Genomic DNA, 15,439 nt, shown 5'->3' on the forward strand with positions numbered 1-15,439 from the left:
CGTCACCACTACCACCACCCCTGTTGTAGTTGAGTTCGGAACCGGTGGTGGCACAACCGGTTCCGAACTCAACTACAACAGGGGTGGTGGTAGTGGTGACGACGGCGAAGGTGGTGGCGGCGCATTCATCTACGACAACCTCAACTACAACTACGACGGCAAGGGCGGTAGTCTCGGCGGTGGTGGTGGCGGTGGTGGTGGCGGTGGTGGTGGTGGCACAACCGGCTCCTCCGTGGATGGTGGTTTCGATGATTCCGTTACCGCCGACACAAGCTCCTCCGACATCTACCACTTAGAAGAAAGCGACAGCGAAGGCGACGATAAACCTGAAGAAAAAGTCATTGACGATAAACATAAAGAAGAAGTCATTCATACTGATTTTTCCTTCTTCTAGCCCGCTTACTCTGCTCCCGAAGGCTAAGGCTAAGGCGACAGAGATAGTAGGCATGATTCTTTCAAACTAGAGACTGAAGAAGAAGAGTACTACGCGACAGTAGAGTGCGCTGGCGACACACCAAGCGTCTAGTCAGGAAGACAAGACCTAAAATGAGGGAAATTGACTCCGACGATGCAACAATGGAGAGCGACGACGACAACAAAGACATATAGAATTTTAAATAAGAATGATGGTGGAGTTGAAAACAGATTTGTGGACGAGAAAGATATTGCAGGAGAGGTTGTAGTTGCAGTATAAAAAATCTTTGTATAAGTCCTGATCGCTTTTACAAATCTCTCTATTTGATACTTAGGTATGCCTGTTCTCATTGATATTTCTTTTCTGTTTAATAATCCACAAATGTAACCTAGGATACAAAATCAGTCGTTCTGTTTCGTTGTACCTTTGGAACTCTTGTATTACCACTATACATTTGGTTAAGAGAAATTGGTTACAATTTCAAATCTAAGTTTTGGCAGGAGTATAAAAAATACGTTAAAATGATTTGTGATTGTTTTGCTAACGGGTTATGTTTTATAGAGCGTTTTAGTCGCTTCCAGAGTGTTTGAGATTTGAGCTGTTTTATCGTTTTACAAGCATACATTTTTAAGTTTTAGGCGCATTCTTTGTTTTGTGTAGAAATAGCCGATGAGAGGACTTGAACCTCCGACCCATTGCTTACGAAGCAATTGCTCTACCAACTGAGCTACATCGGCGTTTGTTATCTACCGCAATCCGTACAGGCACGTTTAAAATCTTCTCTAAAAAAAGTTGCCCTAGACTTTTTCCTGATTTGTTGATATGTCTCCGCCTTGAAAATTAAAGAACTTTATATCGACTGTGCGTTTATCACTAGGAGGCTGTCCTATATATACTCCGCCTGTCATAATAACTGCTTACATAAAAGAAGCTCATCGAGGCAAAAACTAACCAATCGTACGAATTCTACTAAATTTGACACGTAAAAGCAAAAAGCGATATAATCACGCGTTATGAAACAAATTAAGTTGAAAAAGAACTCTTTTTTAAGATTTTTTATAATTACAATCATTATTGCTTTATTAACACTCGTAGCAGGCAACATGACTGCAAATCTTATAGACAGCCTCCCATCCATACAACATCTTGGAAATTATACACCATATCTAGCTACTAAAATTTACGACAAAGACAATAATTTAATAGCCGAACTTTTTGATGAAAGGCGCGTTCTTGTACCAATAAACAGCATACCTATTAATCTACAAAACGCGTTTATAGCTATTGAGGACAATGATTTTTTTAAACACTGGGGAATTTCCACGAAAGGAGTTTTCCGCGCTTTCTCGAAAATGTTATTAAAAAGGAAGGTTGCGCAAGGCGGTTCTACCATAACGCAACAACTTGCAAAAACAATATTTTTAACACGCGATAAAACATTAATAAGAAAGATCAAAGAAGTGCTGTTAACTATACAACTCGAAAAAAATTATTCAAAAGACGAGATTTTGCAATTCTATATAAATCAAATATATTTTGGTAGTGGCGCGCACGGCGTTCAATCTGCTGCGGAAATATATTTTAATAAAAACGTTCAGAATCTAAATCTTGCAGAATGCGCTACTCTTGCTGCAATACCAAAATCTCCCAACCATTATAATCCGTTCAAAAATGCAAAAGCCTCTCTTGCAAGAAGAAATCTTGTCTTACTAAAAATGAGAGAACTTGGTCATATTACAAAAGCGCAAGAAGAAGAAGCTTTAAAAGTTGCGCTACCAGTAAAAGAAAATGCGCCGAAAGAAAAAAAAGGATATTATTTTATTGAATTTTTAAAAATGATGCTTGAACCAAAGTACAACGCAAATATTTTATTGAAAGCTGGTCTTTCAATTTATACGACTTTAGATATTAAAGCTCAAACAGTCGCCGAAAAATCACTTGAAGAGGCTCTTTCAAAGTTTGACGAAGAAAAATTAAAAACCTTTGAAATGGAAAAAAAAGATCCCGTTAAAATACAGGGAGCAATTGTGGCTTTAGATCCAAAAAATGGCGCTATAAGAGCAATGGTAGGCGGACGCAGTTTTAAGGAATCTCAGTTTAACAGAGCAACTCAAGCAAAAAGACAAGCCGGATCTGCTTTTAAACCGTTTGTGTATCTTACTGCAATCCAAGAAGGATTTACTCCTGCAACTGTTCTCGACGACGCGCCGATGGTTTTTATGTATAAAGGAAATGCGTGGGAGTTGGTTTCGCGAGATATGACAACTCTTGAAACAATAGCGGAAACTGTATCGGAAGATGATTTAATTGACACAAATAAGATATGGTCTCCTACAAATTACGGCAAAAGATGTAGCGGACATGTAACATTAAAAACAGCTCTCGCTTTATCTATAAACATTTGCGCAATCGAACTTATTATGAAAGTAAGTCCATCAAAAGTTATACAAACTGCGCAAAATTTGGGAATAACAACGCCGCTTTCCGATTCATTTTCACTCGCTTTAGGAGCAAGCGACGTAACTTTACAAGAAATGGTCTCGGCATTTGCAACATTTGCATCTGCCGGAATTAAAACCACCCCATACGTTATAACAAAAATTGTTGATAAAGATGGTAAAATTTTAGAAGAAAATCTACCTAAACAAAAAGAAGTTCTCTCGGCGCAAGTTTGTTTTATTATGACCAACATGCTTAAAGCAGTCGTAGAAAAAGGAAGCGGTTGGCGCGCAAAAAATCTAGGAAGACCCTGCGCAGGTAAAACAGGAACAACAAACGGGTCAAGCGATGCATGGTTTGTGGGATATACACCTCAGCTTGTAGCCGGGGTATGGGTAGGTTATGATGACCGTTCAATTTCGCTTGGAGACAGAGTTTCCGGAGGAGTAATTGCCTGTCCTATATGGGCAACTTTTATGAAAGCCGCTCTAGAAGGCAAACCTGTGTTAGATTTTGCGCAACCGGAGAATATTGAATGGGCATTAATTGACCCAGTTACAGGACTTCTTGCGTTGAGTAAAACTCCAAACGCATCTCTTGACGCTTTCATCAAAGGAACATCGCCTACATACTACTACAACCGATCTGCTTCGGATAATGAACAAAAAGAGGATTTAACTATAGAAACAGGATGTCTTTAAAACCTGACTTTCACCCTTCAGCTATCATAATTATTTCAACAATTGTCGCTAAAGTTTAAAACTGGAGCGTAAAGATTAAAATAATATTCATAGCGAAGCGACACTCTTTTAAAAAGTCGGACAAAAATACTATTACAAAACTACAAACTGTTTCAGAGAGCTGATTATATCTTGTATATCTATCAAACCCAAGCAGGATGGAGGATATATCATGAATCATTATTCAAAAATAATCTGATATTCCTCACGAGGGATTTCCGTGCTTGCTTGAATATCAAATTCCGCATTAAACAACTCTCTAAGTCTGTTCTTTCTTTCTTTAAAATATTCAACAACATCAGGGTTTATTTTTATTTTAATTTTACCATGATAACAGTCAACTTTTAGCGGTACTATTTCGTCGCAAACGTTGATAAAGACAGACTCTTTTGAAAGAACTAGTCCCAAACCACGACAAACGGGGCACGTATCTCCGAGAAGAGAAAATAAAGACTCCCTCTTTCTCTGTCTTGTCATTTCTATAAGTCCAAGTCTTGTTATAGGCCATATTTTTATTTTAGCTTTATCTCCTTTTGCAGCCTCGCGGAGTTTTTCCAAAATTTTTTGTCTGTTTGAAGCCTTTTTCATATCTATAAAATCAATTACAATAATACCGCCGATATTTCTAAGTCTTAATTGTCTTGCAACTTCCTCTGCTGCTTCAAGATTTGTAAGAGCAGCCGTGTCTTCCTGAGAAGATTTGGATGTAAATTTTCCACTGTTAACATCTATGGCGCAAAGAGACTCCGCTTCTTGAATTATAAGGTATCCTCCGGACTGTAGCCTTGCTATGTTCGAACGGAGTTTTTTTATTTCTTCTTCAATACCGTACGCTTTAAATATAGGGACCTTGCCATCGTAAAGAGCAATTCTGTCAGAAAACTCAGGAGATACTATCTTTACAAATTCAGTTGCCTCTTTTAATTCTTTTGGGGAATCCGTATGTATTATCACAACATCGTCAGTAAAGTAATCTCTTATTGTCTGAGAAACAATGCCTAAATCTTTATGTATAAGACTCATTGGCTTTGCGCCGGCAAACCTTTCACTAATAGCTGACCAAAGTCTTGTTAAATGTTTTATTTCGTTTCTAATTTCTGTTTCTGTAGCTTCTTCGGCTTCTGTTCTTACTATTATACCGCCAGGCATATCTTTTTTGATTTTTGTAACTATCGTTTTTAATCTATCATATTCTTCTCTATCTTCAATATTTTTTGATATGCCTACATTATTACTGAAAGGCATATAAACTAAAAGTCTCCCTGGCAAAGAAATATCCATTGTCACTTTAGAGCCTTTGGTGTTTATCGGCTCTTTATACACCTGTACCATAACCTCCTGTCCGATTTTAATCATATTTTCAATGTTTTTCTTTTCGTGGTGTTGCGTTATTATATCATCAACCCCAAGATATGCGCCTTTGCTAAATCCAATGTCTACAAACGCAGACTCCAACGCTGGCACAATACCTTGCACCGTTCCTTTATAAATATTGTTCAATATTTTTTCAGATTCTCTTCTTTCAATAAACAAATCAAAAAGCTTGCCGTCTTCAAGCACGGCAACTTTTGTTTCTTCAAGAGTTCTGTTTACTACTATTTCTTTTTTCATTGTTTTTTTCTAACGTATTAACATTAAATTAATTGACTATGGCTCGTAAATCTGCCCATTTTTTGTTTCCACATATAAATCGGTTCTTTCTATGGCATATATTTTGGCATAATTTTCTTGATTTTCCAACATTTTTTGTAAAACCATTTCTGGCTTTATTGTTTTACCGCTGCCAAAACGAAGCTGTAATTTTAAAATCCCGTCTTCATTTCTAAAAAACCTTATTAATGGCTTAACATCAATTTCAACAGTTTTCTCTTTTTTCGTTTTTTCTATCAAAATTTTATCTTTGGACAAAAAATTGTCGATTATTTTTTGTGAAATATCAGTATCTTTTATTTTATATTCAGCAATATTGGCTAAAATATCTATCGCAGGGAAAGTCAACGGGACTTTCTTCATGCTTAACAAAGAAAAACCATTCGGCAACACCCGCGTAAATTCTCTTTTCACATCTTCAATATTCACTTTTTGCGTAAAATATAATTCCATATATTCGCTTGAACTTTCATGCCCTACAGAAAGCGGAGGACCATAAGAAGATTTAACCTGCGGACTAAACCCTGCTGTAAACGCCACGGGAAGAGTAGAACGTCTTGCCGCTCTTCTCAACACTTCTATTTGTTCTAAATGCGATACAAATTTAACAGCGCCTTTTTTTGAAAAACGTAGTCTTAATCGCCTAGTCGAAGGCAATACAGAAATTTTAGGTTCAACATAATTTTCGGGCAAAGAACACTGCGATTTATCAAAATGCTCTACCTCAACATTAGCAGTTTCGTTTATACCTTTTACGTAATCGGAATACAAATCCTCTTTTGAAACTCCAAAATGTAGATGATCCCAAGGCAACACTTCATCGTATTTCCTGTCTCTATACACATAAAAATTTAAATCTATATTGCTTTCAGCAAGAGCTTCATTCCAAATGTTATTGCCAAATTTGTCAGCCCATTGATCAAATCTTGCGCCTTTCTGCCACGCCTTATATATTACTGCCGAAAGACGTCTATCACCTTTAGCAAGCAAAGCTTCTAAAACACTCGCTCTATGATTATGCGCTTTGACATTTGCCGGAAGAAGTTTATGTAGAAAATCTATTTTTTGTTTTATTGCATCAGCACCTATCATAGACGACCATTGAAATGCAGTCTGCGCTTTTGGCACAAAAGGCGAAACTGTAATCGTAAAATTCAGCCCTTTTGCTTCTCTCATGACAAGTTTTACTAAACGCTCTATACCGGCTATATCTTCATCTGTTTCCGTAGGAAGACCTATCATAAAATAGAGTTTTATAGCTTTCCAGCCCATGGCATTTGCCGTAAGCAACGTTTCAACTATTTGTTTTTCTGAAAGATATTTACCTATTACGTTACGCAATCTATCTGAACCTGCCTCGGGAGCAAAAGTAAGAGTAGGTCTTTTACTTCTATTGATGTATTGCGCAACTTTAAGCGAACGCTTATTACATCTTAAGGACGGCAACGAAATATTTAGATTGAATTTGCTGTACAAATTATTTGTTTCTATTAACAATTTATCCAAATATTTATAGTCGCTGCACGAAAGTGACAAAAAAGCAACTTCCTCAAAACCTGTTGCCACTATGCCCTTTTTAACAAAATCCAATAATTTTTCAAGAGGTCTTTGTCTCCATGGACGATAATATTTTGATGCTTGACAAAAACGACATTGACCCGGACAGCCTCTTGCAACTTCAATATTTAATCTGTTATGCACAGTTTCTACAAAAGGAACTATTTTCTTTTCAGGGAAATATGCATTTTCAAGACTTGAAAATCTTTTCTTAACAACGGCTGTTACATCGTCCGATACAGGGGCTACAGATTTCACTGTATTATCGTCATTATATTCCACATTGTACAAAGACGGAACATACACGCCTTCTATTTTTGATAATTTTTTTATCGTTTCCAATCTAGAAAACTTAGCTTTTTTTGATTCTTTACATGCAGCAATTATTTCTTCTATAGCTTCATCCCCATCACCCAAAACAAATAAATCAAAAAAATCACAGAAAGGTTCCGGATTAGTTAAAGCAGGTCCGCCCGCAATTATCAAAGGGTCATTTTCTTTTCTGTCTTTTGAAAATATCGCAATGCCGGATAAGTCTAAAATATTAACAATATTTGTAGCTACAAGCTCGCACTGAATTGTAAAACCTAAAACATCAAAACTTTTTATTTCACTGCGCGATTCCAACGAAAAGAGGGCAAGCTTTTCTCTTTTTAAAAGCGTTTCCATATCCCCGTCAGGAGCAAAGACTCTCTCGCAACGAGCAAGTTTTTTTTCGTTAACTAGATGATAAAGAATTTCTAAGCCAAGATTAGAAGCTCCTACTTCGTAAATATCAGGAAAGCATAAAACAACAGAAAAATCTGCGGACATATTTGCCGAATGAGAATTTAATTCGTTATTTATGTATCTTGCGGGTTTTTGTACAAAATTTAAGATTTCTTCAATTTTAGATAGTTTATTCATAATTTGTATCAAGCGAAAAAAGGTCGAAATAAAATGTAGGAAATCACCTACATACAGTCAATTAACTTGCCTATACGGCAATTGATATTAAGAAATCAACTTTTACTTTGTTTATTTAGTTATATTTTCTTGTTCGGGACTAAGAGTTTCAAGATAATCCGCAGGAGCACGCACATCGCGCTTATATCTATCAAAGCACATTTAAAGTATTTCTATAATTTGCAAGCGTTTTCAATTCTTCTTATAAAAGAAAGATCTCGTAATATTTTTGTCAAGCCTGCTCAAAAATTTCATTACGTTTCGCATGAAGTTTAAGCAAAGTCACCTCAGTATAGACAAAACCGTTTGTATCAAATTTTAATAAAAAATGCCGTTAAAACCGGCAACGCCGGCAAATATACAAATGCAAATTTTTTATTCATCACTGTTTGTCTCCCGTTGCAACGTCATACATATGTTATACGCATACTGATTGTATAAAAATTAATATTTTATTACAATCAGTAGCATCACATAGATGCACCTGCCCAGTGACAAAGTAAGTTCCTAAAACCTAAAGGAGTATCTCAGTATTATTCTTCGAGCATTTTGACTCATACTCACTAGTCAGTTTTGCGAATTCGTTTCCGACTGTGTTGCAAGTTCTTGCCAGACCTCAAACTGAGTATACGCATTAGACAGTTTTGCGAATTTGTCTTCGTTCTGTTTTTTTTCTTCCTCTTCTTCTTCCTTAGTACAATCTCTATCCTTACCGCACTTTTTCATCTTATCAGGATGCATTTTTTTAGAACGTTTGTGATACTCTTTCTTAATTTCACTAAAAGTAGCATTTTTTGAAAGGCCAAATTTTTCGAGACAACTGTGATACTCTTTCTTAATTTCACTAAGAGCAGCTTCTTTTGAAAGTCCAAAATTTTCGTGACCACACTTATCATTGTTTTCATCAGACTCGCTCTGCTTCTGCCACCACCTCTTTTTATATTTTTTCTTGTCAGATTTGCTCTGCTTCTGCTTCGCATATTCTTCCTTGTTAAATTCTCTCTGCTTCTGCTTCTCTTCATCTTTTTTCTTCGCCTCTTTTAACTCTGCCCGAATATTTTCTAACAGTATTTGTTTGTTTCTGAACCTTTCCATTACATTCTTTACTTGAGAGCCGTTTCCATACTTCCTATCATTGTAATCCTGCCACACTGCTACTATTTTTCGCTTTTCTTCTTCTTCTGGTTTATCTTTTTTCTTCGCTTCTTTTAACTCTATTGATTTGTCTTCGAACTCTGCCATTAAATCTCGTACTGGAGAGCCGTTTTCATACACTTCAGCATTGTCTATTTCTCGCTTTTCTTCTGTCGCTTTATCTTTTTTCTTCGCTTCTTCTAACTCTGCCCGAATATTTTCTAACGGAATTTCTTTCCGACCGAATCTGTCTAGTGTAGCGCGTACTTCAGAACCAAATCCATGTATGCCATAAGTATAACCATCCTCCACTATCTTTCTACTCACTTCTTCTTTCCTCTTCCTTATTGCCTCTCGTTGCCTTTCATTCAATTCAGCGTCGCTAACTTGACAGCCTGACTTTTCTAGACTGCAATAAACTCCTATTCTTCCCGATTCTTGGGATTCATAAAAAATATTATCAATATTACCGCACTTTTTTTTAATATCCGAATAACTCTCAATACTAGAAAAATCTGTCAAATCTTTTTCTTCATAATAATAACCCTCAAACTTTCCATTTTTCTCCTGAAAAACAAGTTTCCCAAGACATCTAGAATTACCCTCTCTTGTCGTCATTTTTTTTGCGCTACCACCGTCGCATGAGCACAACACCAAGCTAAGTATTACAATCATACTTAACAGTCTTTTTAAGCCCTTCAAAATGCCTCCCCCTACCCCAATTTTTTGATACTTTTGTCGGACAAGACAAAAGTACAGAGAGTTTTTTTCGCAATAATATGATAAAATTCCAAAATGATAATTAAAAGCGTACAAAATCAAATATTTAAAGAAGCCTTTAATCTTCAAGACAAAAAATTCCGCGATAACCACGGACTTTTTGTAGTTGAAGGGAAAAAGCAAATCGACGAAATTCCAAAAGATTGGAATATAAAACAAATCTTTATATCCGAGAAGTACCAAAACAACGTTGCAAATTCCAAAAACATTATAGCGCTTTCTGAACGTTTATTCAACAAATTGGCTACAACACAATCCCCGCAAGGAATATTAGCAGTTGTCAAAAAAAAACAATATAACATTACAGAAGTTCTTAGAAACGCTGGACCGTTTGTAATTTTAGAAAATATTCAAGATCCCGGAAATCTTGGAACGATTATACGTTCTGCAGATGCTTTTGCCACAAAAGCTGTATTTGTGTCAAAAGGAAGCGCAGACACGTACTCTGACAAAACTGTAAGAGCAACAATGGGTTCAATATTTCATTTACCTGTAATAGACAACATCAATATGAAGGACATGTTGAGCCTCTTGAAAGAAAAAAAATTTACTATTTTTGCAACTTCGTTAAAAGGTAAAAAATATTTAAATGACATAAAAATTCCAAATAAAAGCGCTTTTATAATAGGAAATGAGGCAAACGGTGTTACAAACGAAACGGGAAACTTGGCAGATGAATTTATTAAAATATACATGCCCGGAAAATCAGAATCTTTAAATGCCGCCGTTGCCGCATCCATTATAATGTATGAAGCAACAAGAAAGTAATCGCTGTGTTTTATTATAGGATTTGTCTTAGTTTTTAGTTGTTTCCTTACTTTTTCTAAGACGATTCGGTAAGCGCATAATCCGATTCCTAAGAAATTGCTCACATTTTTTACTAAATTAGAAATTGTCAGCTAATTCTTCCATATATGCCTGAGAGTGCAGGCAGGCTGGGCATTTTGTCAGCGCTTCTTTGCCTTCATACACATAACCGCAATTACGGCATTTCCATCTTATAGACATATCTTTTTTGAACACTCTATCATTTTTCAAACTATCTAAGAGCTTTAAATACCTTGACTCGTGATATTGCTCTGCAACACAAATTTTCCTAAAACATTCAGCCACTTCAGGAAATCTCTCCTCATCAGCAACTTTTGCCGCAGCAGGATAAAGACTTGTATATTCTTCTTTTTCTCCTGAAGCAGAAAGTTTCAAATTCTCAATTGTATCGCTGCTTATAATGCCGGCAGGGAAAGTTCCTGTGATTTCGAGAGAACCGCCTTCTAAAAATTTAAAAAATCTTTCGGCGTGTTCTTTCTCGTTATCTGCTGTTTCTGTAAAAATTGTGGCAATTTGCTCGAAACCTTCTTTTTTGGCTTTTGATGCAAAATAAGTGTATCTCATTCTCGCTTGCGATTCGCCTGCAAATGACTCCAATAAATGCTTTTCCGTCTTTGTGCCTTTAATTGATTTTGCCATTTTAACTACCTCCAATATAGAATAATTAATCACTTATCAACAATCTAAACACGCCAGCGCCTGCCAGAATAGATTTTATATCTCTACCTCATTATACCACTTACCATGCAAATTGCAATTTTCGATAACCTGAACTTTACCTTTTGTTCCACCCTTTAGATGAACAACCGTAGCAGGATTAATATCGGCCGTAAGCATAACGTTTGAGATAAACTTATTATCAACGTAAAATGCTATTTCCGTTATATGATGTTCCGGTAAAGCTGGGTGAAGAATTTCTCCAATTTTTACATGCACATCTATGCAACCAATTCCAGGAATTAACCCACACTCTTGAATAACTGTAAATGATGGCATATGTTTCTTTTCAGACTCGCCGGATGCCACTTTAAAATCAGGCGACTTATAAGCATCTTCTTTTTCCTCAAATACATTTTTTGCATAGCAAACAGGACACTGTCCTTTATTGCCATCTAACGCAACATATCCGCAAATTTTACATATTAATCCTTTCATAGTACCTCCTCTTCATCTTTGATTTTTATGGCAAACGCTTTCCCCGCTTCAAAACATTGATTTAACTCTTCTTCGGTAGGATTAAAAACAACTCTCAGCGACGGATCAAATGATGTAACGTTAGAAATTGCATCTTCAATATCTTTAGTTGCTTCGCCACTCCAGCCATAAGAACCAAAAGCAAAAGATTTGCGACCTTTGGCTTTTGATCCTTTAAGAAAATGTAAAAAACCTGCAATTACAGGAAGCATTTCTCCATCGTGCGTTGACGACCCGAAAACCCAGCCTTTTGCATCAAGCATATATGAAGCAATATCAGTTCTGTCATTTTTTGTTACGTCAAACAAAACAGCCTCAACGCCTCCTGAAGTAATTCCATCAACAATTTTTCTTGCCATTTTCTCAGTGGAGCGCCACATTGTTTCATAAACAACAGCCACTCTATTTTTACATGAATGCGACGACCAATATAAATATTTCTGCATAATTTCTGCTATGTGTTTGCGCCACACAAGTCCATGGCTTGGAGCAATAAGTTCGATACTAAGATTTAATTTACTTATTGCTGCAAGTTTGGCAGAAACTAGAGCATTAAAAGGCCAAAGTATATTTGCATAATATTTCTGCGCTTCGTCCATCAATACTGCAAAATCAACTTCATCGTCAAAAATTTTATTTGTAGCATAATGCTGACCAAAACCGTCATTTGAAAACAAAATTTTATCATAAACAGAATACGTAAACATGCTGTCAGGCCAATGTATCATCGGAACATCTATAAAATCTAAAGTTCTTTTGCCAATGTTTAAATTCTGTCCTGATTTTACTGCAGTCCAATCGCCACTTACTCCGTAATATTTTAAAAGCCCCTGTCTTGCTTTTTCTGTTCCATAAATTTTTGCCTTAGGACAAATTTTTAATATTTCAGGGAATGCTCCTGAATGATCAGGCTCTATATGATTTATTATTATTGCGTCTATTTTAGAAGGCTCTATAACGCTTTGGATGTTGTCTATTAACTCTCTTTCAAAACCTTTACGAACTGTATCTATCAGAGTAACTTTTTCGTCAAGAATTAAATAAGAATTATACGTAACGCCCCTTTTTGTTACGTATGTATGTCCATGAAAACGTCTCTCGTTCCAATGTATAGCGCCAACCGCATATATGTCGTCTTTTATTAATCTTGCAGGCATAAATAAAACATCTCCTTTGCATTCATGTCTATGGAACCCATGTTAGTTGTTAAGCAAAATGAATGACAATCAAATTGTCAACAATATTGTTAGCGCAACCATACTTTAATTACTTCTTTTCAGCTACGCATGAAGGGCATTCGTCATAATCAGCCAAATACTCAGACTTACATACCGAACATACTTTAACGTTGTTATTTCCTTTAGAACAACACGGCTTACAAAATTTAGGATGCATACAATCGTTTTTCAACTCAGGCTCACAATGGGGGCATGAGCAAGGATAATCTTTAGATGTATTATTTCCTTGTTTGGCTTTATAGTTTTCAATCGCTCTATGCAACGCATCAGCTCCAAGATTTGAACAGTGCATTTTGTTTGGCGGAAGACCGCCCAATGCTTTTGCAACATCTGCGTTTGTAAGATTTATAACTTCTTCAAGAGTTTTCCCTAATGCCATCTCCGAAACCATAGAAGAAACAGCTATTGCAGCGCCACAACCAAAAGTTTTAAACTTAACATCTTCAATTTTATTGTCCTTGACTTTGATATAAAAAGTCATCATGTCGCCGCAAACAGGATTGCCAACCTCACCGACACCGTCTGCATCTTTTATTTCTCCAACATTTCGCGGATTTGCGAAATGATCCATAACTTTTTCTGAATAAAACGCCATTGCCGTCCTCCAATATTACTACTGTTCTTCCTTCATTGGGCAATGATCGTGACCATGCTCATAATCAGTTCCCGGACCTGCAACTTTTCTTTTGCCTGTTTGTAAAAAATACGAATATAGCGGCGACATATCTCTCAATTTTTTAACAATTTTTGGAAACTCTTCTAAAACGTAATCTATTTCTTCTTCTGTGTTAAATTTCGATAAAGTAAACAAAATCGAGCCTTGCCCTATTGCTTCGTCAACATTCATAGCGGTAAGTACGTGTGAAAGCCTAAGATTTTTATTAGCGCACGCAGAACCGCTTGCAGCCATAATACCTTTTGCATCTAAAAGCAAAAATAGAGCTTCTCCTTCAACAAATTCTACCGAAAAATTTACATTGCCGGGAAGACGGTTTGTCTGCGACCCATTTAAGTAAATATACTCTATTCTTTTTGGAAGTTCTGCAATGAGCTTATCTCTCAATTTCTTTACAATTTCGCTATTTTTAATAATTTCTGACTTAGCAATCTCGCAAGATTTTCCAAACCCAACAATAGCGGGAATATTTTCAGTCCCGGAACGCTTAGAATTTTCTTGAACGCCACCATCTAACTGCTGATTAATCTCGATGCCTTTTTTTAGATAAACAGCCGCTGCGCCTTTGGGTCCATACATAACCGAAGCTGAAAAAGTTAAAGCGTCAACACCCAAATTTTTAACGTCTATAGAAATTATTCCGCAACCGCTCACCGCATCCGTATGAAAAACAACAAAATCATTTATATTACTATCTCTAACAACAGAAACCAATTTTTTTATATCTTGCACCGTGCCGACTTCAGGATTTGCATATTGGATAGAAACCAAAATTGTATCTTTTCTCAACGCTTTTTTAAGCTCGTCTGCGATTATATTGCCTTTTACGTCAACAGGGAGATATGTTATCTCGAAGCCTTCTTTTTCCAGTTTTTTTCCAGAATTTAAAACTGAAAGATGTTCGATTGAAGAAACAATAATGTGTCTGCCTTTCATTTTCAGAACATCAGCAATGCCTTTTATCGCCAAATTATTAGATTCTGTGCCACAAGATGTAAAAATAATTTCTTTGGAATCTGCATTAATCAATTCTGCAACTTGTTGACGCGCTGTTTCAAGAACATCTTTTGAAACAGAACCCAAAAAATAAATGCTTTGAGGGTTTCCATAATACTCTACAAAAAACGGCTTCATAGAATCGAAAACTCTCTCATCAAGTTTAGTATTTGATTGATTATCCAGATATACTTGTTTCATAATAATTATTCTTTTTCAAAAACATCTTTTGAAGCGTTGCAAAGAGGGCATACCCAATCTTCAGGCAACTGTTCAAAAGAAACACCTGCGACAATGCCATCTTCAGGAATACCTATGGCGCTGTCATATACATATCCACAAACGGAACATTTCATTTTTTCCATAACGCACCCTCCCAGTTAAACATAGTTACCTATTTTTGAACTAGCTCACAGCATTTTCGACTCGATTAACCGCACGTATATTATCTATTTTTTTGACCTTTTTTGCAAATCTTTTTGGGCAAGAGCAGTCAAGAGGATGTGAAATCTAAACGGTCAAATCAGATAGTTGAACTTTATACAAAATTAACATACCAAAAAAAGGCTTTGGCAGAATAAACTGCCAAAGCCTCGATTACTGAAATAAACTGTCTCAGTCAACTTTTTCTAGCGTCGTTTCTGACTCGACCGCCTTTTTTCAAAAAGCGAGCAAGTCAGGTCTTAATCTATACTGTACTTCTGCAAGCTACTCAATCTTTGCTTCAACATCTACTTTAGAGTACGTCAAAATCTGTAGCTTGCTCCTAAGTTAGCTTTCATATTTTGATACCCTTTTGCAATAAGAATGTCTATGTTTGCAAAAACTGAAACATTTTTCGTTATGT

General features: G+C 36.3%; 11 protein-coding genes, 1 tRNA gene and 2 pseudogenes. 4 read left to right on the plus strand and 10 right to left on the minus strand.

Going from position 1 to position 15,439, the window contains the following annotated elements:
* Together LE180_RS02965 and LE180_RS02970 are read left to right on the plus strand one after the other, a co-directional pair.
* A pseudogene (locus LE180_RS02965) lies at positions 1–394 on the plus strand (hypothetical protein); the annotation flags it as partial.
* Positions 395–568: 174 nt separating this feature from the next.
* A complete protein-coding gene (locus LE180_RS02970; protein WP_374133995.1) occupies positions 569–694 on the plus strand; it encodes a hypothetical protein in 126 nt (41 codons plus the stop codon).
* A 385-nt stretch (positions 695–1,079) separates the two neighbouring features.
* Here the strand turns inward: LE180_RS02970 and LE180_RS02975 are convergent.
* Positions 1,080–1,152, minus strand: a tRNA-Thr gene (locus LE180_RS02975).
* A 276-nt stretch (positions 1,153–1,428) separates the two neighbouring features.
* Here LE180_RS02975 and LE180_RS02980 point away from each other — a divergent pair.
* Positions 1,429–3,555, plus strand: coding sequence for a penicillin-binding protein 1A (locus tag LE180_RS02980; protein ID WP_374133996.1), 2,127 nt, complete (start codon positions 1,429–1,431; stop codon positions 3,553–3,555).
* Between the two features lie 219 nt (positions 3,556–3,774).
* Here the strand turns inward: LE180_RS02980 and LE180_RS02985 are convergent, their stop codons facing one another.
* The 3 genes from LE180_RS02985 to LE180_RS02995 form a co-directional block, all read right to left on the minus strand.
* Entirely contained in the window at positions 3,775–5,205 is a 1,431-nt protein-coding gene (locus LE180_RS02985) for an Rne/Rng family ribonuclease (protein WP_374133997.1), read from the minus strand.
* 36 nt (positions 5,206–5,241) lie between these two features.
* Entirely contained in the window at positions 5,242–7,707 is a 2,466-nt protein-coding gene (locus LE180_RS02990) for a TIGR03960 family B12-binding radical SAM protein (RefSeq protein ID WP_374133998.1), read from the minus strand.
* Positions 7,708–8,313: 606 nt separating this feature from the next.
* Positions 8,314–9,582 carry a hypothetical protein gene (locus tag LE180_RS02995; protein WP_374133999.1) on the minus strand — a complete coding sequence of 423 codons (1,269 nt, stop codon included), beginning with the start codon at positions 9,580–9,582 and terminating at the stop codon, positions 8,314–8,316.
* Positions 9,583–9,675: 93 nt separating this feature from the next.
* Between LE180_RS02995 and LE180_RS03000 the strand changes: the two genes are divergently transcribed.
* On the plus strand, positions 9,676–10,428 hold the full coding sequence (locus tag LE180_RS03000) for a TrmH family RNA methyltransferase (protein ID WP_374134000.1): 753 nt from the start codon (positions 9,676–9,678) through the stop codon (positions 10,426–10,428).
* Positions 10,429–10,545: 117 nt separating this feature from the next.
* On the opposite strand, the gene rbr is transcribed toward LE180_RS03000, so the two are convergent.
* The 6 genes and pseudogenes from rbr to LE180_RS03030 all read right to left on the minus strand — a co-directional run bounded on the left by rbr (position 10,546) and on the right by LE180_RS03030 (position 14,957).
* The gene (gene rbr, locus LE180_RS03005; RefSeq protein WP_374134001.1) at positions 10,546–11,127 is read right to left on the minus strand and encodes a rubrerythrin; all 582 of its coding nucleotides are present in this window, start codon (positions 11,125–11,127) and stop codon (positions 10,546–10,548) included.
* Positions 11,128–11,202: 75 nt separating this feature from the next.
* On the minus strand, positions 11,203–11,643 hold the full coding sequence (locus LE180_RS03010) for a desulfoferrodoxin family protein (RefSeq protein ID WP_374134002.1): 441 nt from the start codon (positions 11,641–11,643) through the stop codon (positions 11,203–11,205).
* Positions 11,640–12,839 carry an FprA family A-type flavoprotein gene (locus LE180_RS03015; protein WP_374134003.1) on the minus strand — a complete coding sequence of 400 codons (1,200 nt, stop codon included), beginning with the start codon at positions 12,837–12,839 and terminating at the stop codon, positions 11,640–11,642. The genes LE180_RS03010 and LE180_RS03015 overlap by 4 nt, the downstream gene beginning before the upstream one ends.
* Positions 12,840–13,146: 307 nt before the next feature.
* Positions 13,147–13,515 (minus strand): annotated as a pseudogene (gene nifU, locus LE180_RS03020) (Fe-S cluster assembly scaffold protein NifU); the annotation flags it as partial.
* A gap of 18 nt (positions 13,516–13,533) precedes the next feature.
* On the minus strand, positions 13,534–14,793 hold the full coding sequence (locus LE180_RS03025) for a cysteine desulfurase family protein (RefSeq protein WP_374134004.1): 1,260 nt from the start codon (positions 14,791–14,793) through the stop codon (positions 13,534–13,536).
* Positions 14,794–14,798: 5 nt separating this feature from the next.
* On the minus strand, positions 14,799–14,957 hold the full coding sequence (locus LE180_RS03030) for a rubredoxin (RefSeq protein ID WP_374134005.1): 159 nt from the start codon (positions 14,955–14,957) through the stop codon (positions 14,799–14,801).
* Between the last annotated feature and the right edge of the window lie 482 nt (positions 14,958–15,439).

The organism is Candidatus Endomicrobiellum pyrsonymphae (assembly GCF_020328025.1).
In the GTDB taxonomy this organism is placed as follows: Bacteria; Elusimicrobiota; Endomicrobiia; order Endomicrobiales; family Endomicrobiaceae; genus Endomicrobiellum; species Endomicrobiellum pyrsonymphae.

Excerpts from the sequence above, each read along its gene's own strand:
- LE180_RS02970 (WP_374133995.1), top strand. The coding sequence starts at position 569 with ATGCAACAATGGAGAGCGACGACGACAACAAAGACATATAGAATTTTA.
- LE180_RS03000 (WP_374134000.1), top strand. The coding sequence starts at position 9,676 with ATGATAATTAAAAGCGTACAAAATCAAATATTTAAAGAAGCCTTTAAT.
- LE180_RS02980 (WP_374133996.1), top strand. The coding sequence starts at position 1,429 with ATGAAACAAATTAAGTTGAAAAAGAACTCTTTTTTAAGATTTTTTATA.
- LE180_RS02985 (WP_374133997.1), bottom strand. The coding sequence starts at position 5,205 with ATGAAAAAAGAAATAGTAGTAAACAGAACTCTTGAAGAAACAAAAGTT.
- LE180_RS02990 (WP_374133998.1), bottom strand. The coding sequence starts at position 7,707 with ATGAATAAACTATCTAAAATTGAAGAAATCTTAAATTTTGTACAAAAA.
- LE180_RS03030 (WP_374134005.1), bottom strand. The coding sequence starts at position 14,957 with ATGGAAAAAATGAAATGTTCCGTTTGTGGATATGTATATGACAGCGCC.
- LE180_RS03025 (WP_374134004.1), bottom strand. The coding sequence starts at position 14,793 with ATGAAACAAGTATATCTGGATAATCAATCAAATACTAAACTTGATGAG.
- rbr (WP_374134001.1), bottom strand. The coding sequence starts at position 11,127 with ATGGCAAAATCAATTAAAGGCACAAAGACGGAAAAGCATTTATTGGAG.
- LE180_RS03010 (WP_374134002.1), bottom strand. The coding sequence starts at position 11,643 with ATGAAAGGATTAATATGTAAAATTTGCGGATATGTTGCGTTAGATGGC.
- LE180_RS03015 (WP_374134003.1), bottom strand. The coding sequence starts at position 12,839 with ATGCCTGCAAGATTAATAAAAGACGACATATATGCGGTTGGCGCTATA.